Source organism: Kitasatospora sp. NPDC056446 (assembly GCF_042796115.1).
In the GTDB taxonomy this organism is placed as follows: domain Bacteria; phylum Actinomycetota; class Actinomycetes; order Streptomycetales; family Streptomycetaceae; genus Kitasatospora.
The window spans coordinates 1-21452 of sequence record NZ_JBHTRF010000075.1; the positions used below are offsets into that span (position 1 = coordinate 1).

Consider the following 21452-nt stretch of genomic DNA (forward strand, 5'->3'; position numbering starts at 1 on the left):
GTCGTCCGACAACACCAACTCGACCTTTGGTCGACCCGTCCGCGCCATAGGCCCAGTCTATATTTATGAACGAAATTCAAGACTCAGGACACTAGGGTCCGTCTTCAAGCCCCCGTCGTCCGCCCGGAGGGCGGGCGGGGCGGCGTTGGGGTGCGTGCATCGCAAGGCGGAGGAGGGAGTCCATGCGGAGCATCGGCGACCGACGACAACGCGGCGAGGTGCGTGCCCCGGCGTCGCCCCGCAGGCGGGGGCTTGAAGACGGGCCCTAGGTCCCTGGTGAACGCGTCCAAGGGCCGTAGTCGGGCCGCGCCGGGCAGGCGCAGGGTGGAGCCGTCGGCCGAACTGACGCCACCGTCTGGAGCCCGCTATGACCGTCGTGCCCTCCGCACACCCCGCCCGGCGCACCGCCGCCGAGGACCTTCACGACGGACCGCGCCGGCGGGTCGGCCCGCTGGCCGCACTGGACGGGCGGCTGCCCGGCGCGCACGACCTGCTGCTGATGCAGTGCCCCAGCTCGCTGCGGCCCCTCGCCGGCGGCGGGCTGCCGGACTGGGCGCGCGCGGTGCTGCGGGTGCACCCCTGGGTGACGGTCGGCCGGGCTCCCGCCGTGGCCGGCGACCCGGCGGACCTGCCGCACCCCCAGCGCTGCACCCGCGACCCGGAGGCGGCACCCGAACTCTGGTTCCCGGTGACCGTCCGCGGCCCCCGCCCCGGGCAGCGGCTGGACGCGCTGGCCCCCTGGGCGGCGGTGGCCCGCACCCTGCGGCCCGAGCAGCTGGCCGAACGGCGCGGGCGGCTCGCCCCCGAGCGGCTCGCCGGGATCCCGGCACTGGCCCTGCTGCCGGAGGTCGGCCGGCTGGTCGCGGACCACCGGATGCCCTGGGGCCCGATCGGCGCGGTCGGCTACGAACTGGGCACCGGCGTACCGGTCGCCGGGGCGCTCAGCCCGCTGCGGCTGGTCCTGCGCGCCCCGCAGCCGGTCAGCCGGCGCGACGCCCTGCAGCTGCGGCGGGCCCTGAGCAAGCTGCCGGTGCCGGTCCAGGCCGAACTGGAGACCCGGCACGGCTCGGTCCAGCTCGCCGAGTACGCGGCCTCGCCGTACACCCTCACCCTGCTGACCCCGGACGGGCCCCGCGAGGTCCGCGACCCGTGGTTCCCCCGGGGCCCGTTCGTCTGAACCGCGCTGTCAGCCGGTCCGGTTGGGCGGCCGGGACTCCGGGAGGCGGGAGCCCGCCGTCATGGTCCGCGTCGTCACGGGCCACGTCGTCACGGGCCGCTGCCCGTCACCCGGCGATGGCGCCTGCGCCCGAGGACGGCCAGGGGCTCCTCGAACGGCTGGTCCGCCAGGTAGTGCGGCGACCAGGCGACGCCCCAGCGGCCGCAGTTCGGACAGTTCCAGGTCCGGCCGGTCTCGTTGGCGTCGTCGAACAGATCGACCGGTTCACCGCAGGCCGAGGCGGGACAGGCCGGAGGATCGGTCACCGGCGGCGGTCCCGGGCGGGCCGCCACCGGGTGGCCGACACTGTGGATTCGTAGCGGAGTTCGCGGTTCACGCGGCGCCCTCGCCGGATTCGGCCCGGGTCCGGGGCGAGGCCGGGACGAGGTGGACGACCACCGTCGGCCCGCCCGGGAGGGGCCGAAGGCCGGCGGGGTCGACCGTACGCTCGACCCCGCCACCCACCGGCCGGACGTAGGCGAGCCCGCCCCGGGTGTCCATGTAGACGACGTCCCGGTCGCTCGTCAGGTCCCTGACCAGCTCACCGACCTGCGGGCGGTAGGGCGGCACGGTGGGGGAATGCTTGCGCGCCATGGGAAGTGACTCCGTTCCGTAGTTCATCGACTACCCAGAGCTGCCCACTGTCATCTATAGTCGGGGGTGCCTTCAAGCTTTCTTCTGAGAAGGAAAAGAAGCCAACCGCCATGAACCGAAAAGAACTTGATCCGGACTCCTCGCCTGCCGCCAAGTTCGGCGCGCAGGTTCGCGAGCTACGAGAGGCGCGAGGCTGGACCCAGGAGCATCTGGCATCGCTCACCGGGTACTCGGCCGTACATGTGTCCGCCATCGAAACTGGTCGGAAACCTCCAACCGAGCGATTTGCCAGAAGAGTTGATGTCGCCTTCGAGACTCCTGAACAGTTCGAACGGGAATGGCGCGATGCGGGGCGGCGCGTCCTGTTCGAGGGTTTTACCGACTACCTGCGCAGCGAGGCCGATGCGGTGGCGCTGCGGCTGTTCGAGATCAACATCATTCCGAGCCTCTTCCAGACCCCGGCCTACGCGAGGGCGTACCAGGAAGCGCGAGTTCGCCGAGGACGGGCAACGCAGCAGCAGGCCGAAGAGCGGCTCGCGCTGCTGCTGCATCGGCAGCAACGTCTCGACCGGCAGCCTCCGCCCCGAGTCCATGCGGTCATAGACGAGGGATGCCTCCATCGGACCATCGGGGGCCCCGACGTCATGGTGGAACAGCTCCTCCACCTGGAGGAGCTGACCGAACACCCCCAATTCGTCATCCAGGTAAGCCCGTTCTCCCTCGGGGAGGACCGGCCGTTCGCGCATCCCATCACCTTGCTGACGATGCCGAACAGGGCCAGCATCGGATACGGCGAGATTCAGGGGCGAGGCTTCCTCCAGCGCGACCCGAACCCCCTGTCCGAGTGGGCCGGCGAGTACGATCAGCTGCAGGTCGAGGCGTTGTCCCGGGCAGCGAGTCGAGAGTTCATCCGGCGAGTTCGGAGGGGGTTCGAAAATGGATGACCCAACACGCGCCAAGTGGCGCAAGAGCACGTACAGCGCCCAGGAAGGGCAGTGCGTGGAGGTAGCAGACGGCTCTCCCGGCCGGATACCGGTACGGGACAGCAAGGACCCTGACGGCCCGGCCCTCGTCTTCCCGGCCGACGCCTGGCAGTCCTTCGTCACCGCCGTCCGAGCCGGCGACTTCGGCACGGTCTGACGGACCCCGGGCCGCTCCCGCCGCGCCTCGGAAAAATCTCGGGCCCGATGTCGATCCGGCCGCGTCCGCTCCGACGTCACGGTGTGCGGCACCCCGCCGCACGGTGACGCGACCAGAGCCGACGAGGAAAAGCCCATGGACCAACTGCTCAGAGTCATGAACTTCAACGTCTCCGGTGACGGCATCGCGGCCGGTGAGCACCAGAGTTTCGAGCTGCCGTTCGGCCTCGACCGTCCCGAGCGGCTGTTCTCCTGGGCCGGGGCCACGGCCGGCTGGCCGATGCGCACCGATCCCGGGGGCAGCCGGGGCCTCGACGACTACTTCACCCGGGACTTCGCCCGCAACATCGGGGCCGAGATCATGGGCCGCAACAAGTTCGGGCCCCAGCGCGGACCGTGGCAGGACCACGAGTGGCGCGGCTGGTGGGGCGAGGAGCCGCCGTTCCGCACCCCGGTGTTCGTCATGACCCACCACCCCCGCCCGTCCTTCACGCTCTCCGACACCACGTTCCACTTCGTCGACGGCGACCCGGCCACCGTCCTCGACCGGGCGCGGGAGGCCGCCGGCGGCAAGGACGTCCGGCTCGGCGGCGGGGTCACCACCATCCGCCGCTTCCTCGACGCCGACCTCGTGGACACCCTGCATGTGGCGGTCTCCCCGGTGGAGCTCGGCACCGGGCTGAAGCTGTGGGAGTCCCCCGACGACCTGCTCGACCGCTTCCACCTGGAGGTCGTACCCAGCCCGAGCGGCATCGCGCACCACCTGTTCTGGCGGAGGTGACCCCGGCCGGGACGACGCGAGGACCCCACTGCCCGTGGCGGGCAGTGGGGTCTCCGTCCTGCATCGTGAATCCCCGAAGGCCGGTCATGCGGCATTGCCAGGTATCAATCCAGATCGGCCAAGGCACCCATGACCAGCGAGCGCGCCGCCGCACCCCGCGCCGCCCCCTGTGAGAGGCGATCAAAGGCTCGGGCGTACAGATCGATCTGGCTGGGCTGTGTGAGGGTCTCGGCGGCATCCAGCGTGTCCGCGTGGACCCTGGTGTCGTCGAAGATCGTGAAGGTCGGCATGGGCCACACGGTGCGTTCCGCCGCGAACGGGATGATGCCCAGCGCGACGTTCGGGAGATCCATGACTGCGAGTAGATGGCCGAGCTGTGCCGCCATGGTCTGGGCGCTGCACACCCGGTACCGCAACACGGACTCCTCCAGGACGAACGAGAACCGGCGTGCGCCACGGCTCAGCACCGCGTTGCGCCTCATCCGGGCCGTCACGGCTTCGCTCACATCGTTCGGCGTTCCCCGGAAGTCCGCGATGGACGACAGCAGGGCGGTGGCGTACCCAGGTGTTTGGAGGAAGCCGGGGATCACATCGGAGACATAGGTCCGGAACACCTTGGTCTGCAGGTACAGGTCCGCTGTGGACTCTTGAAGACGACGGAGCCCACTTCGCTGGAGTCGTCTCCACTGCACATGCGCGTCAGCGGACTGCCTGTTGGCCGCGATCAGGTCAAGGGCTTGATCGTCGGCGCCACAGGCTCGGCACCACGCCCTGATGTCCGCATCAGAGGGAGGTGTCCTGGCGTTCTCGATCCGGGATGACTTCGATTCCGACCATCCGCACCTGGCGGCCAGTTCCCGCCCGCTGATTCCCGCGTCCTTCCGGATCTCACCCAACCGACCCGCGAGGACTTCGCGGGCCTGCTGAACGCTCGGAGAAGGGTGCACGGGCGCGGAGCCGGCCTTCGTCAGATCTCGTACAGGTGGTGCGGGATCGCAAGCTCCCAGACCGCTTCGAACGCGGTACCGCACAGCTCCACGGCCTCCGGGTCCGCCGTGATCTCGTCCTCGACCACCGCGCCATCGCCGGAGAAGTGGTGCACCCGCAACAGCACACCGTCGAACAGCCAGAAGTCGTTTCCCGGCAGGGGGATCCTCGTGGCCCGGCGGCGTGGCAGCCAGCGGACCTCCTCACCCGCGGTGACGTTGGCGTGGGTGACGTAGTGCTCCCACCGGACGTACTCGGACACGGGCTCGGAGACGACCCTGGCTCGACGGATCACCACGCCCCGAGCCACAGCATCCGTGATCAACTGATCGTAGGGATGCCACCAGGACTCACGGTCCTCCCAGTCGATCCGCTCACCGCGCTGCCACGCCTCGAACCGCTCCGTCGGGGCGTAGGAGTCCCGCAGCTCCAGATGGACGGCGGAACTCTGGCACTGGTCAAGCAGCTCAGCGAAGGCGGGCACGCTCGATGACATCACACGCCTCCCTGATCATGGGCACCATCCGGGCCGGAAGCCTGACGATGGACTCACCCTCGGGCACCGATCCGTTCGCGGGGCTGCTCCCCTCGCAGTCCGCCTGAGCCTCGAGGCTCGGCTTCCATCCCTGGAACAGGATCTCCTGGGCGTCCGGGTCCACCCACACGGTAGGGCAGTGGTCCCGGTCGGTGTTGGGGTCGATACCAACGAACTCTACGGCCATGGCCGGCTCCCTGTTCCAGGTGCTTGCTCGGACCGCACAAGCTTCACCGGACAGCAGATGAACAGTCAACATGGCTATCTGTCACGATAATTGACATGCAAGCTCACGCAAGTTCGTGGAGTCCGATGCATCGCGAGCCGTAGCGTCGCCCCTATCGCTTCCAGTGCCGCGGTGGGCATGGAGCCGGCCCGTACAGGCCCTTCAGGCACCTGCTCGCAGCAGTTGACCACCGGGTCGGCCGACGTTCAGCTCCGGGTAGCGAAATCCCCCGCACGGGCGGGCTGGATCCGAACCAGAGCCAGGAGGGTCCACAGTGACCTCGATCAGTACGGAACGGATCACCGGCCGGTCTCTGGTGAACCCGGCGCCGTTCGGGCGCCTGACCGCCCGGATCGTCAAGGACGAGAACCTGGAACAGGCTCTTGCCGAGCGTGTCATGGACCAGGCCCTCGCGTTCCTCGGGGCCTGTGCCCTCAACCCCAAGTCCGGGTTGTCGCCCTCACCCCTGGTGGACGTCGGCTGGCACACCTTCATCCTGGACACCGTGGACTACCACGAGTTCTGCAAGGTCACGGCTGGGCGTTTCCTGCACCACGTACCGACCGGCGACGCGGATGGATCGGCCAAGGGCGCGAGCATCGCCACCACGGTGGCCGTCATCCAGGCCAGCGGGTACGCCATCGACGCCGAGCTGTGGAACATGGCCGCCGACTGCTCCGAAGGCAGCGGCGGGGACGGTAGCGACACCAGCGGAAACGGCAACTGCTCCCAGTGCCATCGCGGTTGCCACAACAGCTAGCGACTGATCATCCGGCCCGCCACCTGCCACACGGAGCGACGCGGGCCCGAACCCGAAGGACCTTGATGGGCTACACCTGGCGCGATCTGCCGTTCGAACTGCGAACGATCATCGAAAGGCGGATCGGAACGGTGACCGGCGCCGAACCACCGGCAGCGGGAACCGTTTCCGAATTCGCCGGCACTCTGGAGACCGCCGGCGGGCAGGTGTTCTGCAAGGCCATCCAGGAGAACAGCGCCAAGGCATGGATGCACCGCCTTGAGTCGGTCGTCTCCACTGTGCTCCCGCCGAACATCGCTCCTCGCATGCTCTGGAAGGTCGAGTCCGACGGGTGGTTGGCCATCGGGTTCGAGCACGTTCCCGGCAGGCATGCGGACCTGTCTCCTGGTTCGGCCGATCTCCCCTTGATCGCAGGGACGTTGGAAACGCTCGCCGAGACGCTGACCCCGGCCCCGCCCCTGCGGGCGTTCAGCCTGGCCGAGCGTTGGTCAGGTCAGGACTTCTGGCACAGGCTCGGCAAGCAGCACCATGACCGGCTCGATCCGTGGATCATGGAACGGCTGGACACGCTGATCCTGGCCGAACGCGAGGCCCCTGATCTCATCGACGGCAAGACCTTGGTGCACACCGACCTGACCGGCCCGAACCTCCTGGTGAACGGTGACGACGTGCGCGTCATCGACTGGGCGTTCCCAGCCCCCGGCGCCGCATGGGCCGACACGGCGTACATGGTCATCCGGCTGATCGAAGCCGGACACACACCCGAGGGCGCCGAACGGTGGGCAGACACCGTTTCCATGTGGAGCGATGCGGCCGAGTGGTCCGTGACGGCCTTCGGCGCGATCCTGACCGGCTTTTGGGCCCTTCGCGCCGCCGAGGCCCCCGGACAGCAATCGGACGCGCTGCGCGGCCACGGGCTCACCTGGCTGCGTCACCGACTCGGATAGCAGCCCCGGGCCGACCTTCCTCCTTTGAAGCGCTGCAACCGACTGCTGCTGCCCCCCGTCCACCGTCACCGTGAAGTCGGTCCAGCCGTTGGTTCGTCAAGGGAGCCGCCGACGCCGTCCAGCGGATCTTCAGCCCGGAATCGACCGGCTTCCTCAGGCGAGGCCTGACGGACGCGGCCGGGACCCCACTACCCGTGGAGGGTAGTGGGGTCTCCGTTCCGCTCGACGGGACCGGCTGTCAGCCGCTGATGCTGGGGGTGCCGGTCTCCAGGTGGCCGGTGAAGCGCTGGGACCAGGTGCTGTCCGCGTCGACCGTCACGGTGAAGTCGTACCAGCCGTTGGTGTAGGCCACCGCGTTGAAGAAGTCGCTGACGCTGCCGCCGGCCGGGACCTGGTAGGTCCAGGGGCCGTCCGTGCGGTAGTTGTTGGAGGCGATGGTGAAGGTCAGCGCGGTGCTGCCGCTGTTGGCGAGCTGGAAGTAGAGCGCGAGCTTGCCGGTGCCCGGCTCGACGGCGTAGGAGGCGGTGACGGCGGCGTTCTTGCCCGCCTTGGTCGCGTCGCCCTTGAAGCGGCGCAGGAAGCGGTTGGGGCCGACCACTGTGAGGTCGTAGGGGCCGCCGCCGAAGCCGGTGCCGCAGTTGAAGAAGTCGCTGGTGCTGCCGCCCGGGTCGACGGTGTACTGCCAGGGCCCGCCGCTGCGGTAGGCGTTGGCGTAGGCGGCGAAGTGCGCGGACTTGGCGGCCGCGGTGCCCTGGTTGGCCATGGCGATCCAGACCTTCATCACCCCGGCCGAGCCGAACTCCAGGTGGTCCAGGTTGGCGTTCGGCTGGTACGGCAGGGCGCGGGCCTGCCGGGTGCCGGACTCCTGGACGGGCAGCTGGTTGTTGACCGGGGCCGGGTTGGGCAGCGGGCCGCAGGCGGACAGGCCGATGGTCTGCGAGGTGTCGGGCAGCGCGGGCAGGCCGTACACCGGGTTGGCGAAGTCGAACACGCTGGTCAGGTCGCCGCAGACGCGGCGGCGCCAGTCGCTGATGTTCGGGCTGGTGGCGGGCGTGCCGAGGGCGGCCGTCCAGGTCTCCAGGAAGCGCAGCACCGAGGTGTGGTCGAAGGTCTCGGAGTTGACCCAGCCGCCGCGGGTCCAGGGCGAGACGGCGATCATCGGGACGCGGAAGCCGAGGCCGATGTTGGTGCCGCTGTAGAACTCGCCGGGGGTGCCGGCCGGGGCGGTCGGCGGCGGGACGTGGTCGAAGAAGCCGTCGTTCTCGTCGTAGTTGATGAACAGGATGCTGGAGTCGAAGACGTTCGGGTCCGCGTTGAGCGCGTCGATCACCATGTGGACGAAGTGGGCGCCGTCGGCCGGGGTGGCGTACGGGTGCTCGGAGGAGGCCTGGTCGGGGACGATCCAGGAGACCTGCGGCAGCGTGCCGGCCAGCACGTCGGCCTTGATCGCGGCGGCGATGTCGTCCGGGGTCCGGCCGGTGGCCTTGGGCACCGAGCCCATGCCCTTGACGGCGAGCGGGCTGCCGGCGGGGGCGCCGGAGAACTGGCTGAAGTAGGCGAGGGCGTTGTCGCCGTAGTTGTCGGCGGCGTTCTGGTAGACCTTCCAGCTGACGCCGGCGTTCTCCAGTGCCTCGGCGTAGGTCTGCCAGCGCAGGCCCTTCTCGTCGCCGCCGTCGTAGGCCGGGCCGCCCGCGGTGCCGGACGGGTCGATCTGGCCGGACCAGTGGTAGGTGCGGTTGGGGCCGGTCGCGCTGAGCACCGAGCAGTGGTACGCGTCGCAGAGGGTCCAGTTCTCGGCCAGCGCGTAGTGGAACGGGATGTCCTGGCGGGTGAGGAAGCCGAGCGTGCGGACGTTGCCCTTGGCGGCGACCCAGGAGTCCATCTTGCCGCCGTTCCACGCCTTGTGCTGGTCACTCCAGCCGTGGCTGAGGTCGCCGTTGCATTGGGCGAGGCGCTCGGGGTCGGCGCCGCCGGCGGGCTTGGTCTGGCTGAACTGCCACGGGTACTGGCGGGAGAACAGGCCGTTGGGCTGGTTGAAGACGCTGTAGCCGCCGGCGATCTGGATCGCGCTGCGGTCGGCGAAGCCGCGCACGCCGCGCAGGGTGCCGAAGTAGTGGTCGAAGCTGCGGTTCTCCTGCATCAGGATCACCACGTGCCGGGCATCGGTGATGGTGCCGGTGGTGGTCAGCGCGCTGGTGCGGGCGGTGGCGGGCGCGGTGCCGGGGGCGGCTCCGGCGGCGCCGGTGCCGGCCACGGCGAGGCCCGCCGCGGCGGCACCGGACAGCGTGACGAACTTCCTACGACTCAGCTCGGCCATCAGTCCGGCCCGTCCCTTCGCTGGCGATGTTGTGTACACAAGTCGGGGCTCACTCGACCGCGGAGCAGTCTCCACCGCGGTCGGAGCGGGCCGCCAGATGCGCGCAGCAGGGTTGGCGGACTGTTCGTCCGGGGGTCACCCGGGTTCGCCCGGACGTCACCGGGCGACGCCCGGCTGAACGGGCGGCTGAGTCGGTGCGGAGGGCCTGCGGTGGTCAGCGGTCCTTCACGTCGATGCCCAGCGCCTGGGCGAACTGGGGTGCCAGTTCCAGCAGTTGGGTGGAGCTGATGACCGCGCCGCGCAGCCCCTGGTGGCCGTCGACCAGCCCGAGCCGGACGGCGCCGCGCAGATCGGTCTTGCTCAGTGTCGCGCCGCGCAGCCGGACCTCCTCCAGCGTCGAGCCGGGGAAGGACACCCCGGTCAGCTTCGCCTCGCCGAAGTCCACGTCGCGCAGCAGGCAGTCCTCGAAGACGACGTCCCGCAGTACGGCCGAGCGCAGGTTGACCGCCTCCAGCTTGCAGCCGCGGAACACCACCCGGCGCACCGCCGAGCCATACGCGGCGACCCCGGCCAGCACGCCGCCGACGAAGGCGCTGTCCTGCCACTCGGACTCGCTCAGGTCGCAGGCGACCCAACGGCCGGCCTGCACCCAGACCTCGTTGAACCGGGCCTGGCGCAGCTTGACCCCGCTGAGCGCCACACCGGTGAAGGCGCACTCCAGGAAGGCCGCCCCGGCGCCCGACTCGTCGGTGTGCTCGCCACCGTCGAAGTGCGTGGTGTCGTACCGCTCGTCGCTGCGCAGCGGCCCGGTGTGCGGGCGCAGCAGCTCGGCGTACGGGAGGTCGGAGAGGCGGTCGGGGACGGCACGGGGCATGGCGGCGGCTCCTGGGCGGTCGGGGGCGGAGGGGTCTCGCCCGCATGCTCGCACGCGGCACCGACAACGCCCCGCAACCGTCGCGGCCCCGCCCGCGCGGCACCCGGCACCCGGCACCGACGGAGCCCCGCAACCGACGCGGCCCCGGACCGGCCGCGCGGAGGCGGCCGGTCCGGGGTGCTCACCGCAGGGTTCAGCCGCGCGCCCAGAGGGAGTTGACGCGGCTGCGCTCGGTGCCGTTCGGGTAGGGGTTGGTGCAGGAGGTGCCCGGGCCGCCGCCCGACATCAGCTCGCTGCACGGGCCGGAGTAGTGGTCCGGCAGGCCGAGCACGTGCCCGGTCTCGTGGGCGGTGACCCGCACCGAGTTGTACTGCCGGTTCTGCTGGTAGTCGAGGAAGACGTAGCCGCGCCCGTGGCCGTCGGTGCTGGCGTAGGAGCCGCGGCTGTCGTTGCCCTCGTAGTAGGCGAAGTCGCCGCCCGAGCCGGACCGCAGCTGGACGTTGCTGACCGAGCTGTTCCAGATCTGCGCGGCCTGGGATATCTGGTTGCGGAAGCTCGGGGCCGAACTGGCGTCGTAGGTGACCACGACGGTCGCCAGGCCGGGGTTGGCGGCCTGCTTGGCCTTCGCGGAGGCCATCACGGCCTGGAAGAAGGCCTGGTTGTTCGCGGCCTCGGCGGCCGAACCGGCGTACGTCGAGGCGGTGTAGCCCTGGACGGCCGGGGCGGCCGGTGCCGCGGTCGCGGCGGTGGTGGGCAGCACGGCGAGGCCGGCCGCGAGGGCGAGGCCGAGGGCGGCGGACAGCACGGATCGCTTCATGTGGGGGCTCCGATTCCTGTGGTGCCGTGGCCGGTTGGGGGCCGGCCCGGGGGGACACCTGGTCAACGGGTGATGTCCCCAGAGCTTCGGGCAGCCCGGCGGGCGCGCGGATGATGTCAATCGGCGATAGCCCTGTGCAATACCCCGGTGAGCCCGGCAGTTTGAGTCGTCTTTTCCTGTCCTTGACTCAATCGAGCCCCTGGCATTCCGTTGGGGCGGCGGCTAGGCTCCGATGCGGGGAAGTACCCAGAGCGGCGGGCCGCTTGATTCCGGCCTTGCGGCCCGCCGCGCCCTGATTCACCTGCCCGGGCTCACACACCGGGTTCACGCACCGGGTTTACGCACCGGGTTCACGCGCCTGTCGTCACGTACCCGGGTTCACGTACCCGGATTCGCTTGCCGGAACGGTCAGTTCGCCGCCGCGAGGCCGTTCGCCCAGAGGTAGTCGACCTGGCCGCGCTCGTTGGCGTCGGGGTAGGGGTTGGTGCAGGAGGGGCCGGGGCCGCCGCCCGACATCAGCTCGCTGCACGGGCCGGAGTAGTTGTCGGGCAGGCCGAGCACGTGCCCGGTCTCGTGGGCGGTGACCCGCTGCGAGTCGTACTGCTGGTTCTGCTGGTAGTCGAGGAAGACGTAGCCGTGGCCGTGGCCGTCGGTGCTGGCGTAGGAGCCGCGGCTGTCGTTGCCCTCGTAGTACGAGAAGTCGCCGTTGCCGCCGGACTCCTGGAGCTGCACGTTGCGCACCGAGCTGTTCCAGATCTGCGCGGCGCCGGCGATCTGGCTGGTGAAGGAGGGCGCGTTGGCGGTGTCGTAGGTGACGGTGACGGTCTGCAGCCACGGGTTGGCGGCCCGCTTGGCCTTGACCGAGGCCACCACGGCCTGGAAGAAGGCCTGGTTGTCGGCGGCCTCCGCGGTCGAACCGGCGTACGCCGCCGGGGTGTAGCCCTGGACGGCGGCGGGTGCGGCAGGGGCGGAGGGTGCGGAGGGGGCGGCTACCGCGGTGGCGGGCAGGGTCGCGAGGCCGGCCGCGAGGACGAGGCCCAGGGCGGCGGACAGCACGGATCGCTTCATGTGGGGGCTCCGGATTGGCGGTGCGCCGCCCCGCCGGGGCCGGTGGGGGCCGGGCACGGCGGCGGCGCACGGTGGGGGCCGCCTCGGCCGGTGGCCGGGGCGGGTTGCTGCCCATGAGCTTCGACCCGCCCGGGCCCGTCGCGGATGATGTCAACCGGCGATAGCACCGCCGCATACCGGCGCGGTCACCGCCGCGCACCGGCGGGGTCCGCCAGGCGGTGCGTCGGCACGCCTTTTGATGCCTGTCATGTCCTTGGCGAGGTGGCTCGATGGCGTCTATGCTCCCGACGTGGAGCTCGACGTGAGACACCTCCGGGTGCTGTGCGCGATCGCCGACACCGGAAGCCTCCGCAAGGCCGCGCTCCAGCTCGGCATGACCCAGCCCTCCCTCACCACCCAGTTGCACCGCATCGAACGGACCATCGGCGGCACCCTGTTCACCCGCGAGCAGACCGGCAGCCGGCCCACCGCGCTCGGTCACTCGGTGCTCTCCCGGGCCAGGCCGGTGATCACCGAGATGGCCGCGCTGGTCGCCGCCGCCCGCCAGGAGGCCCGCGACGCCTGCGGGCCCGGCCGGCAGCGGCGGCTGCGCATCGGCAGCGTCGGCAGCCGGGCGGTCGCGGCCTGGCTGCGCCGGGTGCACGAGCGGCTGCCGGACACCGACACCACCATCCATGTCGACGTCTCGGCCAGCGCGCTGCTGCGGATGGTCGCCGCCGACCAGCTCGACGTGGCCTTCGTGTACGAGAGCGAGGGCTTCCCGCTGCGGGTGCCGCCGGACGCCGAGCAGCGGGTGCTGATGGCCCGGGAGCCGCAGTACGTCGAACTCGCCGCCGGGCACCCGGCCGCCGCCCGCCCGGTGGTCAGCCTCGCCGACCTCGCCGGGGACACCTGGATGGTCGACCCGACCGCCGACCACGAGTACGCGGCGATGCGCCGGGTCTTCGGCGAGGCCGGGCTCAACCCCCGGGTGCTCCAGGTGCGGGACAACGCCACCGCCGCCGAGCTGGTCGCCTCCGGCGAGGCCGTCCGCCCCTGCCAGCCGACCTCCCTGCCCGGGCCCGGCACGGTCGTCCGCCCGGTGCACGGGGACCCGCTGGCCGTCCGGCTGCTGTTCACCTGGCGCCCGCGCGCGCTCAGCCCGCCCGCCCTGGACGCGCTGTACGGCGAACTGCGCGCCGCCTACCTGGACCTGGCCAGGGTCAACCCGGACTACCTGGCCTGGCTGGCGCGCCACGAGCCGGTGCTGCTGGGACGGGCGTAGCGCGCGGTCCGGCGCACCGGGCCGCGCCCGACCGGCGACCCCCGGGCCGGCCCACCGGCGTGCGGGTCAGCGCGCCCGGGCCGCGCCCCCGGCCCTGCCCTCCCGCCCGTGGATCAGCACGCCCACCGCCACCATCAGCGCGCAGACCAGGCCGGCCGCCAGGACGCCGGAGCCGCCGAGCGCCGTGCAGGCCAGCACCAGCGCGGCCCCGACCGGCGCCACCGCCTGGGCGGCCGTGCCGCGCTTGGTGTGCCGGGAGTGCAGGAACCAGACCGTGACCAGGTAGACCGCGGTCGGCACGGTGACCGTCGCGGTGGCGGCGGTCGCGGAGATCTCCGCCTGGTGCACGGCCGACTCCACCGCCACCTCCAGCCCGGCGCCGATCGCCGCCGCCGAGCCGAACACCAGGTAGTGCCCGTAGCCCCAGGCGAAGGCCTGCCGGTTGGAGCGCAGGTGCTCGTGGACGGACCGGGCGAAGTAGATCCACCAGGCGGCGAAGCAGATCAGCAGGCCGCCGACCGCCACCGGTACCAGCCGGCCCAGCTCCTCGTGCTCGTCCACGGCCGACTGCACGGCGACGGTCGCCGCCGCCACCGTCTCGCCGAGCACGATCAGGGTGAACAGCCCGTACCGCTCGGAGATGTGGTGCGGGTGCCAGGGGGTCTGCGTCCGCAGCTCGGCGATGACGGGCACGGCCAGTTCGCACAGCACGCCGACCGGAAGGACGTACGGCCGCGCGCCGTGCGGCAGGAACAGCACGACCACCCAGCCGACCTGGCAGAGCGTGATCCCCACCGCGTACCGCAGGGCGACCCGGCGCGCCTCGCCCTGCTCACTGGCCGCCGCGCGCAGCCACTGGGTCACCATCGCCAGGCGCATCACCACGTACCCGGTGATCGACAGCGCCATGTCCTGGGTGGCGAACAGCCGAGGCACCCCGGCGGCGAGGATCAGCACCCCGGCGATCTGCACCAGCGTGGTGACCCGGTACGGCACGTCGTCGCAGTCGTACGCGGAGGCGAACCAGGTGAAGTTCATCCAGGCCCACCAGATCGCGAAGAAGGCCAGCACGTAGCCGCGCAGGCCCTCCCCGTAGTGCCCGGCGGCGAGGGAGTGGGCGAGTTCGCGCCCGGCCTGGCCGACCGCGACCACGAAGCAGAGGTCGAAGAAGAGTTCCAGCGGGGTGGCGACCCGGTGCGGCTCGTCGCGGTCGCGCGGGACCATCCGGCGCACCGGCGGCGGGTCGACGTGGTGTGCGGGGGGTGCCGCGGCGGGGTCACTGGCCATCGGAGCTGCTCCGGGGTCGGGAGGGCGGTTCGTCCCGCGCATCCTGGCAGCGGCCCGGGCCGGGCGCACGCACCGGCGCGGCGCGTGCGCCGGACGGTGCGCCGCCTCGACGGCCCGCGCGACCCCGGGTTCAATGACCCTTTATGCCCCTTTTTTCCTTGCCGTCAGCCGTAGTTGACGCTTGGGTGCGCGAAGTGGGTGACAGCTCGGCGGGTTTCCGGGCGCGCCCCGCGCGCTGCGCCACGAGGGGCCGGAGCGCGCCGCTAGATTCGCTTCGGTCGGAGAGCGCGGGCCCTGCGGGGCTCCATGACACGGGCGGCCTGCGGGCAACGCGGAAGGTCAAGGCGGGTGGCGGGACAGCGGGGGCGGCGGAGCCGACCTTCCCGTGTCCGCACCACCGGCCTCGCGATCACCGCGCTGCTCGCCAGTGCCTGCCGTGCCGCCCGCCTCGCCGTGTCCGCCGCGGCTACTTCTCCCAGCCCACCTTGCTGTAGTCCTCCCCCGCGAGACCGAACGCCCCGTAGTTGGCGAGGCCCTTGCGCACCGCCACCACCGCGGGCCGCTGGTAGAGCTCGACGGTGTGGCCGAGCTCCCAGATCTTCGCGTCCGCCTGGTTGTAGACCTTCGCGGCCTCCGCCGGGTCGACCGTCCCGGCCGCCTTCTTCAGCAGCCCGTCGATCTCCGGGGTGCCCAGCCGCGACGGGTTGCTGAAGGTGTTGTCGCCCACCGGCAGCCGGAAGTTGGCCAGGCTCTTGGAGTTGGGGAAGGAGTCGGTGTTGCGCCAGCTGGCGATGTCGAACTTGCCCGGGGTCACGTACTTGGCGAAGTAGTCGTTGGCGGCCACCTTGTCCAGGTCGACCTTGACCCCGGCCGCCTGCCACATCGCCGCCGCTGCGGTGGCGAGGTCGAGCTGGGCCTGGGTGGAGCCGTCGCTGAGCACCCAGTGCAGTTCCAGCGGCTGCCCGTCCTTGGTCCGGGGCTGGCCGCTGTCGGCCTCCTTCCACCCGGCCTCGTCCAGCAGCTTCTTGGCCGCGGGCACGTCGAACTTCGCCCAGTCGCCGGAATTGTCCTGGTAGCCCGCCTGGTTGGGCATGATGATGTGGTTGCCGAGCGGCTTGAACTCCACCGGCACACCGTTGTTGGCGATCTTGATCAGCGCCGAGCGGTCGATGGCCTTCCCGAGCGCCTGGCGGACCCGCTGGTCCGCCAGCGCGCCGGTGCCGCCGAAGGAGATGTGCACCTCGTCCCACGGGCTGGCGGCCCGGATCACGGTGTCCTTGGCGCTCTTCAGCTGCCCGTACGCGGTGGCGGTGCCGGCCGAGGCGAGGTCGATCTCGTTGTTGAGGTACGCCTGGATGCTCGCGGCCTTGTCCATCACCCGGAAGGTGATCTTGTCCAGCTTGGCGCGGGTGCCCCACCAGGCCGGGTCCGGGACGAAGCTGATGGTCTGCGCGGTCTTGTCGGCCACGCCGATCCTGAACGGGCCGGAGGTGATCGGGACCTTCTCCAGCCAGCCCTTGTTGAAGTCCTCCGGGGTGGCGATGCCGGCGGCCGGGACCAGCGGGCGGAACAGGTTCTGCCAGTCCGCGTACGGCTCCGAGAAGGTGACCTTCACCTCGGTCGGGTCGGCGCCCTGCTCGACCGCGGAGATCAGCTCGTAGCCGGACGGGTCGTAGCCGTTGTACGCCGGGTCCTTGCCGTTGCTCGCCTGCCAGTCCGCCTTGAAGTCCAGGTAGCTCAGCGGCTTACCGTCCGACCACTTGGCCTTGGGGTTCAGCTTGTACGTGACCACCTGCGGCGAGGTCGAGGTGACCTTGGCCTCCGTCAGGAAGTCGGCGTTCGGCCGGAAGGTGCCGGAGGCGTCGGTGTCGAAGAGCGTCGGCTCCAGCGCCCGGACGAGGTTCACCGTGTCGGTGTAGGAGCCGCCGTCCACCTGCAACGGGTTCCACTGGGTGATCCACTGGTCCAGGGCGAAGCGCACCTCGCCGCCGTCCTTGAGCTGGTCGGCCGGCTTGGCGTTGATGTCCTGGGCGTCCTGCCTCGGCGGCTCGCTCTTGGCCACGTCGCCGGCCGAACCGCCCCCGCCCGAGGTGCACGCGGTGGCCGCGAGCACCACGGCGACGGCGAGGGCGGCCGTCCGGCCGAGGCGGCGGGCCGTACTGGAAGCGTCCATGAGGGGTCCCCCTGGTGAGGTCCGCGAAGCGGGAATCGGGCCCAGCAGGCATGACTGGGCTTGAGCGTGGGCACTCAATCCGGCACCGAGCCAGAGGAACGTAACAGCGGATCAGATCCGCCACCAGGGGGAGGAGCGCACACCTGATCCAGAAGTCACACGCGGCAACACGACCGCAACACCGCCGCCGTCCCCGGGTGCTTCACTCTGACCTGCGCTTTCCCCGAACCGCCCGACTCGGCTGCCGCCCCTGCCATCTGACGCCCCATCCGGGCCCGACCGAAGGCCACCACCCGATGCCCACCAGACGCGTCGGCCCCGCCCCCACCCCGGGCGGCCGCTGATGCTCCGCTACCTGGCGAAGCGGCTGAGCTACTACGCGGCGCTGCTGCTCGCCGCCGTCTTCCTGGCGTACGCGATATCCGCGACCGCCCTCCAGCCGCGCACCTACTTCGACGCCAAGGTCCCCCGCCCGTCCGCCGAGTCGGTCGAGCGCCAGCTCACCGCGCTCAACCTGAACGACCGCACCCCGGTGGTCGAGCGCTTCGGCCACTGGGCCGGCGGACTGCTCCACGGCGACCTCGGCCGGACCATCCACGACACCCCGGTCACCGACGACTTCGGCCGACGGGTCTGGGTCTCCCTGCGGCTGCTGCTGCTCGGCAGCCTGCTCGGCATGCTCCTCGGCGTCGCCGCCGGGGCGTGGAGCGCCGTCCGCCAGTACCGGATCTCCGACCGGCTGCTCACCGTCATGTCCTTCGTGCTGCTCTCCACGCCGGTCTTCCTGGTGGCGCTGTTCCTCAAGAACGGCGCCATCGCCGCCAAGGACGCGGCCGGCCACGAGGTGATCCCGTTCACCGGCTACGAGACCCCCGGGCTCGCCGGCGGCCTCGGCACCCACCTGGCCGACTGGGCGCTGCACCTGCTGCTGCCCACGATCTCGCTGGCCCTCGGCGGCCTCGCCACCTACAGCCGCTACCAGCGCGGCACCATGCTCGACGTGCTCGGCTCCGACTACCTGCGCACCGCCGAGGCCAAGGGCCTCACCCGCGGACAGGCGCTGCTGAAGCACGGGCTGCGGACCGCCGTGATCCCGATGTCGACCATGTTCGCCTACAGCTTCCTGGGCATCTTCACGGGTGCGATCTTCACCGAGACGATCTTCGGCTGGCACGGCATGGGCGAGTGGCTGATCAAGTCGATCAACGAACAGGACGTCAACTCGGTGGTGGCGATCAACCTGTTCACCGCCGGGGTCGTCCTCGCCTCGGGCCTGCTCGCCGACACCCTGCACGCCGCCCTCGACCCGCGCGTGCGGTCCTGACCGGAGGAGAACCCCAGTTGACCACCCTCTCCACCGGGGCCGCCGAGCCGACCGACCCCGCCGGACCGACCGGTCCCGCCGACCCGGCCGGTCCCACCGGGCCCGCCGCCCCCGCCCCCGCCCCCGCCGGGGCGTCCCGGGCGGCACCCGGGCGCGGCCGGCTCGTGCTCGCCCGGCTGCTCGCCGCCCGCGGGGCCGTCGCGGGGGCCGTCGCCGTGCTGCTGCTGTTCGTACTCGCCTTCGGCGGGCCGTACCTCACGCCCTGGCACTACGCCACCCCCGACTTCTCCGCGCTGCACCAACCCCCGTCCGCCGAGCACTGGTTCGGCACCAACGGGGTCGGCCAGGACGTGTTCGCGCAGACCGTCCGCGGGCTGCAGAAGTCGCTCGTCATCGGGCTGTTGGTCGCCCTGTTCTCCACCGTGCTGGCCTCCGTGGTCGGCGCCTGCGCCGGCTACTTCGGCGGCTGGACCGACCGCGCGCTGATGTTCCTGGTGGACCTGATGCTGGTCTTCCCCTCCTTCCTGATCATCACCATCGTCTCGGCCCGGCTGAAGAGCGCGGGCTGGATCGCCTTCGTGCTGCTGCTCGCCCTGTTCAACTGGATGATCACCGCCCGGGTGGTCCGCTCGATGACCATCTCCCTGCGCGAGCGCGACTTCGTCCGCGCCGCCCGCTTCATGGGCGTACGGCCGCTGCGGATCATCAGCCGGCACATCCTGCCGAACGTCGCCTCCTTCCTGATCATCGACGCCACCATCGCGGTCGGCGGCGCCGTGATGAGCGAGACCGCGCTCTCCTACTTCGGCTTCGGGGTCAAGGCGCCGGACGTCTCGCTCGGCACCCTGCTCGCCGCCGGGACCAGCGAGGCCCCGGTGTTCCCGTGGCTGTTCTACTTCGCCGCCGGCCTGCTGGTGCTCTTCGTCCTCGCCGTCAACCTGATCGGGGACGGGCTGCGCGACGCCCTCGACCCCACCTCCGGGGCCGCGCCCCGCCGTTCCCGTAGGAAGCGCCCGTGACCACCACCGTCGACACCCCGCTGCTCGCCGTCCGGGACCTGCGGGTGGACTTCGCCGGGCCGAACGGCCCGGTCCCCGCCGTCCGCGGTGTGGACCTCACCCTGCGGCGCGGCGAGACCCTCGGCATCGTCGGCGAGTCCGGCTCCGGCAAGTCCGTCACCGCGCTGTCCGTGCTCGGGCTGCTGCCCGGGACGGCCCGGCTCAGCGGATCGGTGCGGCTGGACGGGCGGGAACTGGTCGGGCTGCCGGGCAAGGAGCTCGCGGCGATCCGCGGCCGCCGGGTCGCCATGGTCTTCCAGGACCCGCTCTCCGCCTTCACCCCGGTCTACCGGATCGGCGACCAGATCGCCGAGGCGGTCCGCATCCACCAGCGGGTGGACCGGGCCACCGCCCGGCGGCGGGCCGCCGAACTCCTCGACCTGGTCGGCATCCCCGCGCCCGACCGGGCCCTGGACAGCTTCCCGCACGAGTTCTCCGGCGGCATGCGCCAGCGCGCGATGATCGCCATGGCCGTCGCCAACGAGCCCGACATCCTGCTCGCCGACGAGCCCACCACCGCGCTCGACGTGACCATCCAGGCCCAGGTGCTGGACGTGCTGCGCACCGCCCGGCGGGAGACCGGCGCGGCGCTCGTCCTGGTCAGCCACGACCTCGGGGTGATCGCCGGGACGGCCGACCGGGTCGCGGTGATGTACGCGGGCCGGGTGGTCGAGACGGCCGGCGTGGACGAGCTGTTCGCGGCCCCGCACCACCCGTACTCGCTCGGCCTGATCGGCGCGCTGCCCCGGCTGGACGGGCCCGGCGGCCCGCTCGTCCCCATCCCCGGCAGCCCGGCGCCGATGGCCGAGCTGCCGCCGGGCTGCCCGTTCGCGGCGCGCTGCCCGCTGGTGCGGGACCGCTGCTCGACGGCGGAGCCCGACCTGGCCGCCGCCCGGGCGGGGGCGGACGGGCACCTGTCGGCGTGCGTACGGTCGGCGGAGCTCGCCGAGCGGCGGCCCGCGCCGGCCGAGGTCTACCCCGTGCCGGAGCTGCCCGCCCCCGCGGGCCCCCGCGACCGTTCCGCCCTGGCGCCGGTGCTGGCGGTCAGCGGCCTGGGCAAAACGTTTCCGCTGCTCAAGGGCACGGTGTTCAAACGCAGGATCGGCGAGGTGTACGCGGTCGACGGCGTCGACCTGGACCTGCGGGAGGGCGAGACCCTCGGCCTGGTCGGGGAGTCCGGCTCCGGCAAGTCCACCACGCTGTTCGAACTGCTGAAGCTCGGCGCCCCCGAGACCGGCCGGATCGAGGTCCTCGGCCGGGACACCGCCGGACTCACCCGGGCCGAGGCCCACCGGCTCCGCGCCGAACTGCAGATCGTCTTCCAGGACCCGATGGCCGGCCTCGACCCCCGGATGCCGATCGGCGACATCGTCGCCGAACCCCTGCGCGCCCAGCGCACCCCCCGCGCCGAGATCGACCGCCGGGTGCCCGTCCTGCTGCGCCAGGTCGGCCTCGACCCGGACCACGCCGTCCGCTACCCGCACGAGTTCTCCGGCGGCCAGCGCCAGCGCGTCTCGATCGCCCGGGCCCTCGCCGTCCGGCCCAGACTGCTGGTGCTGGACGAACCGGTCTCCGCACTCGACGTCTCCATCCAGGCCGGGGTGCTCAACCTGCTCCAGGCGCTCAAGGCCGAACTCGGGCTCTCCTACCTGTTCGTCTCCCACGACCTCTCGGTGATCCGGCACCTCGCCGACCGGGTCAGCGTGATGTACCTCGGCCGGACGGTCGAACAGGGCGAGGTCTCCGCCGTCTTCGACCGCCCCCGGCACCCGTACACCCGCGCCCTGCTCTCCGCCGTCCCGCTCCCCGACCCCGCCGCCGAACGGGCCCGCGACCGCGTCCTGCTCGCCGGCGACCCGCCCTCCCCCACCGAACGCCGCGCCGGCTGCCCCTTCCGCACCCGCTGCCCGCGCTACGCCGGGCTCGCCGATCCGGCCGACCGGGCCCGCTGCGAACAGGAGCGGCCCGTACCGACCGGCGACCCGGGCGCCGACCACCAGGCCGCCTGCCACCACCCGGAGCCGCCGCCCGCGGCCCCTCACGAAAGGTGATCACCCGAATACGATTCGGTGGATCGGGCCGGCG

General features: G+C 71.7%; 21 protein-coding genes. 10 read left to right on the forward strand and 11 right to left on the reverse strand.

Annotated features, from left to right (window positions below):
* Window positions 1–367: 367 nt before the first annotated feature.
* Entirely contained in the window at window positions 368–1177 is an 810-nt protein-coding gene (locus ACFQ6N_RS32435) for a phosphoribosyl-dephospho-CoA transferase MdcG domain-containing protein (protein WP_380656934.1), read from the forward strand.
* An 89-nt stretch (window positions 1178–1266) separates the two neighbouring features.
* Here ACFQ6N_RS32435 and ACFQ6N_RS32440 read toward each other — a convergent pair whose 3' ends face one another.
* Complete coding sequence (locus ACFQ6N_RS32440) at window positions 1267–1482, reverse strand: hypothetical protein (protein ID WP_380656937.1); 216 nt, start codon at window positions 1480–1482, stop codon at window positions 1267–1269.
* A 67-nt stretch (window positions 1483–1549) separates the two neighbouring features.
* Entirely contained in the window at window positions 1550–1810 is a 261-nt protein-coding gene (locus tag ACFQ6N_RS32445) for a hypothetical protein (protein ID WP_380656939.1), read from the reverse strand.
* 110 nt (window positions 1811–1920) lie between these two features.
* Here ACFQ6N_RS32445 and ACFQ6N_RS32450 point away from each other — a divergent pair, with 110 nt between their 5' ends.
* The 3 genes from ACFQ6N_RS32450 to ACFQ6N_RS32460 all read left to right on the forward strand — a co-directional run bounded on the left by ACFQ6N_RS32450 (window position 1921) and on the right by ACFQ6N_RS32460 (window position 3730).
* Window positions 1921–2754, forward strand: a complete 834-nt coding sequence (locus ACFQ6N_RS32450; protein WP_380656941.1) for a Scr1 family TA system antitoxin-like transcriptional regulator — start codon at window positions 1921–1923, stop codon at window positions 2752–2754.
* Entirely contained in the window at window positions 2747–2950 is a 204-nt protein-coding gene (locus tag ACFQ6N_RS32455; protein WP_380656944.1) for a DUF397 domain-containing protein, read from the forward strand. Before ACFQ6N_RS32450 ends, ACFQ6N_RS32455 begins: the two co-directional genes overlap by 8 nt.
* Before the next feature lie 135 nt (window positions 2951–3085).
* Window positions 3086–3730: a dihydrofolate reductase family protein gene (locus tag ACFQ6N_RS32460; RefSeq protein ID WP_380656946.1), complete on the forward strand. Its 645-nt coding sequence runs from the start codon at window positions 3086–3088 to the stop codon at window positions 3728–3730.
* Window positions 3731–3834: 104 nt separating this feature from the next.
* On the opposite strand, the gene ACFQ6N_RS32465 is transcribed toward ACFQ6N_RS32460, so the two are convergent.
* Genes ACFQ6N_RS32465 through ACFQ6N_RS32475 form a run of 3 tightly spaced genes read right to left on the reverse strand, consistent with a single transcriptional unit; the run spans window position 3835 to window position 5439 of the window.
* The gene (locus ACFQ6N_RS32465; protein ID WP_380656949.1) at window positions 3835–4677 is read right to left on the reverse strand and encodes a helix-turn-helix domain-containing protein; all 843 of its coding nucleotides are present in this window, start codon (window positions 4675–4677) and stop codon (window positions 3835–3837) included.
* A gap of 20 nt (window positions 4678–4697) precedes the next feature.
* Window positions 4698–5213 (reverse strand): DUF6879 family protein, encoded by a 516-nt coding sequence (locus tag ACFQ6N_RS32470; RefSeq protein ID WP_380656952.1) that lies wholly within the window; start codon window positions 5211–5213, stop codon window positions 4698–4700.
* Window positions 5185–5439, reverse strand: coding sequence for a hypothetical protein (locus ACFQ6N_RS32475; RefSeq protein WP_380656954.1), 255 nt, complete (start codon window positions 5437–5439; stop codon window positions 5185–5187). The genes ACFQ6N_RS32470 and ACFQ6N_RS32475 overlap by 29 nt, the downstream gene beginning before the upstream one ends.
* Before the next feature lie 313 nt (window positions 5440–5752).
* Between ACFQ6N_RS32475 and ACFQ6N_RS32480 the strand changes: the two genes are divergently transcribed.
* A complete protein-coding gene (locus tag ACFQ6N_RS32480; RefSeq protein WP_380656957.1) occupies window positions 5753–6238 on the forward strand; it encodes a glycine-rich domain-containing protein in 486 nt (161 codons plus the stop codon).
* A gap of 65 nt (window positions 6239–6303) precedes the next feature.
* The gene (locus ACFQ6N_RS32485; protein WP_380656960.1) at window positions 6304–7185 is read left to right on the forward strand and encodes a phosphotransferase family protein; all 882 of its coding nucleotides are present in this window, start codon (window positions 6304–6306) and stop codon (window positions 7183–7185) included.
* 238 nt (window positions 7186–7423) lie between these two features.
* On the opposite strand, the gene ACFQ6N_RS32490 is transcribed toward ACFQ6N_RS32485, so the two are convergent.
* The 4 genes from ACFQ6N_RS32490 to snpA (ACFQ6N_RS32505) all read right to left on the reverse strand — a co-directional run bounded on the left by ACFQ6N_RS32490 (window position 7424) and on the right by snpA (ACFQ6N_RS32505) (window position 12261).
* Complete coding sequence (locus ACFQ6N_RS32490) at window positions 7424–9502, reverse strand: phosphocholine-specific phospholipase C (protein WP_380656962.1); 2079 nt, start codon at window positions 9500–9502, stop codon at window positions 7424–7426.
* 214 nt (window positions 9503–9716) lie between these two features.
* Complete coding sequence (locus tag ACFQ6N_RS32495) at window positions 9717–10376, reverse strand: pentapeptide repeat-containing protein (RefSeq protein WP_380656965.1); 660 nt, start codon at window positions 10374–10376, stop codon at window positions 9717–9719.
* A gap of 193 nt (window positions 10377–10569) precedes the next feature.
* The gene (gene snpA, locus ACFQ6N_RS32500) at window positions 10570–11193 is read right to left on the reverse strand and encodes a snapalysin (protein WP_380656968.1); all 624 of its coding nucleotides are present in this window, start codon (window positions 11191–11193) and stop codon (window positions 10570–10572) included.
* A gap of 408 nt (window positions 11194–11601) precedes the next feature.
* Window positions 11602–12261, reverse strand: a complete 660-nt coding sequence (gene snpA, locus ACFQ6N_RS32505; protein WP_380656970.1) for a snapalysin — start codon at window positions 12259–12261, stop codon at window positions 11602–11604.
* 289 nt (window positions 12262–12550) lie between these two features.
* On the opposite strand from snpA (ACFQ6N_RS32505), the gene ACFQ6N_RS32510 reads away from it, so the two are divergent.
* Complete coding sequence (locus tag ACFQ6N_RS32510) at window positions 12551–13525, forward strand: LysR family transcriptional regulator (protein ID WP_380656973.1); 975 nt, start codon at window positions 12551–12553, stop codon at window positions 13523–13525.
* Window positions 13526–13591: 66 nt separating this feature from the next.
* Here the strand turns inward: ACFQ6N_RS32510 and ACFQ6N_RS32515 are convergent, their stop codons facing one another.
* Both ACFQ6N_RS32515 and ACFQ6N_RS32520 read right to left on the reverse strand, forming a co-directional pair.
* On the reverse strand, window positions 13592–14812 hold the full coding sequence (locus tag ACFQ6N_RS32515; RefSeq protein ID WP_380656976.1) for a low temperature requirement protein A: 1221 nt from the start codon (window positions 14810–14812) through the stop codon (window positions 13592–13594).
* A gap of 466 nt (window positions 14813–15278) precedes the next feature.
* Window positions 15279–16985 carry an ABC transporter family substrate-binding protein gene (locus tag ACFQ6N_RS32520; RefSeq protein ID WP_380656979.1) on the reverse strand — a complete coding sequence of 569 codons (1707 nt, stop codon included), beginning with the start codon at window positions 16983–16985 and terminating at the stop codon, window positions 15279–15281.
* Window positions 16986–17328: 343 nt separating this feature from the next.
* On the opposite strand from ACFQ6N_RS32520, the gene ACFQ6N_RS32525 reads away from it, so the two are divergent.
* The 3 genes from ACFQ6N_RS32525 (at window position 17329) to ACFQ6N_RS32535 (ending at window position 21418) form a co-directional block, all read left to right on the forward strand.
* A complete protein-coding gene (locus ACFQ6N_RS32525; protein ID WP_380656981.1) occupies window positions 17329–18309 on the forward strand; it encodes an ABC transporter permease in 981 nt (326 codons plus the stop codon).
* 164 nt (window positions 18310–18473) lie between these two features.
* Window positions 18474–19328 (forward strand): ABC transporter permease, encoded by an 855-nt coding sequence (locus tag ACFQ6N_RS32530; RefSeq protein WP_380657038.1) that lies wholly within the window; start codon window positions 18474–18476, stop codon window positions 19326–19328.
* On the forward strand, window positions 19325–21418 hold the full coding sequence (locus ACFQ6N_RS32535) for a dipeptide ABC transporter ATP-binding protein (RefSeq protein ID WP_380656984.1): 2094 nt from the start codon (window positions 19325–19327) through the stop codon (window positions 21416–21418). The genes ACFQ6N_RS32530 and ACFQ6N_RS32535 overlap by 4 nt, the downstream gene beginning before the upstream one ends.
* The last annotated feature ends 34 nt before the right edge of the window (window positions 21419–21452 follow it).

Excerpts from the sequence above, each read along its gene's own strand:
- ACFQ6N_RS32460 (WP_380656946.1), top strand. The coding sequence starts at position 3,086 with ATGGACCAACTGCTCAGAGTCATGAACTTCAACGTCTCCGGTGACGGC.
- ACFQ6N_RS32525 (WP_380656981.1), top strand. The coding sequence starts at position 17,329 with ATGCTCCGCTACCTGGCGAAGCGGCTGAGCTACTACGCGGCGCTGCTG.
- ACFQ6N_RS32445 (WP_380656939.1), bottom strand. The coding sequence starts at position 1,810 with ATGGCGCGCAAGCATTCCCCCACCGTGCCGCCCTACCGCCCGCAGGTC.
- ACFQ6N_RS32455 (WP_380656944.1), top strand. The coding sequence starts at position 2,747 with ATGGATGACCCAACACGCGCCAAGTGGCGCAAGAGCACGTACAGCGCC.
- ACFQ6N_RS32490 (WP_380656962.1), bottom strand. The coding sequence starts at position 9,502 with ATGGCCGAGCTGAGTCGTAGGAAGTTCGTCACGCTGTCCGGTGCCGCC.
- ACFQ6N_RS32435 (WP_380656934.1), top strand. The coding sequence starts at position 368 with ATGACCGTCGTGCCCTCCGCACACCCCGCCCGGCGCACCGCCGCCGAG.
- ACFQ6N_RS32515 (WP_380656976.1), bottom strand. The coding sequence starts at position 14,812 with ATGGCCAGTGACCCCGCCGCGGCACCCCCCGCACACCACGTCGACCCG.
- snpA (WP_380656968.1), bottom strand. The coding sequence starts at position 11,193 with ATGAAGCGATCCGTGCTGTCCGCCGCCCTCGGCCTCGCCCTCGCGGCC.
- ACFQ6N_RS32495 (WP_380656965.1), bottom strand. The coding sequence starts at position 10,376 with ATGCCCCGTGCCGTCCCCGACCGCCTCTCCGACCTCCCGTACGCCGAG.
- ACFQ6N_RS32485 (WP_380656960.1), top strand. The coding sequence starts at position 6,304 with ATGGGCTACACCTGGCGCGATCTGCCGTTCGAACTGCGAACGATCATC.
- ACFQ6N_RS32520 (WP_380656979.1), bottom strand. The coding sequence starts at position 16,985 with ATGGACGCTTCCAGTACGGCCCGCCGCCTCGGCCGGACGGCCGCCCTC.
- ACFQ6N_RS32470 (WP_380656952.1), bottom strand. The coding sequence starts at position 5,213 with ATGTCATCGAGCGTGCCCGCCTTCGCTGAGCTGCTTGACCAGTGCCAG.
- snpA (WP_380656970.1), bottom strand. The coding sequence starts at position 12,261 with ATGAAGCGATCCGTGCTGTCCGCCGCCCTGGGCCTCGTCCTCGCGGCC.
- ACFQ6N_RS32450 (WP_380656941.1), top strand. The coding sequence starts at position 1,921 with ATGAACCGAAAAGAACTTGATCCGGACTCCTCGCCTGCCGCCAAGTTC.
- ACFQ6N_RS32475 (WP_380656954.1), bottom strand. The coding sequence starts at position 5,439 with ATGGCCGTAGAGTTCGTTGGTATCGACCCCAACACCGACCGGGACCAC.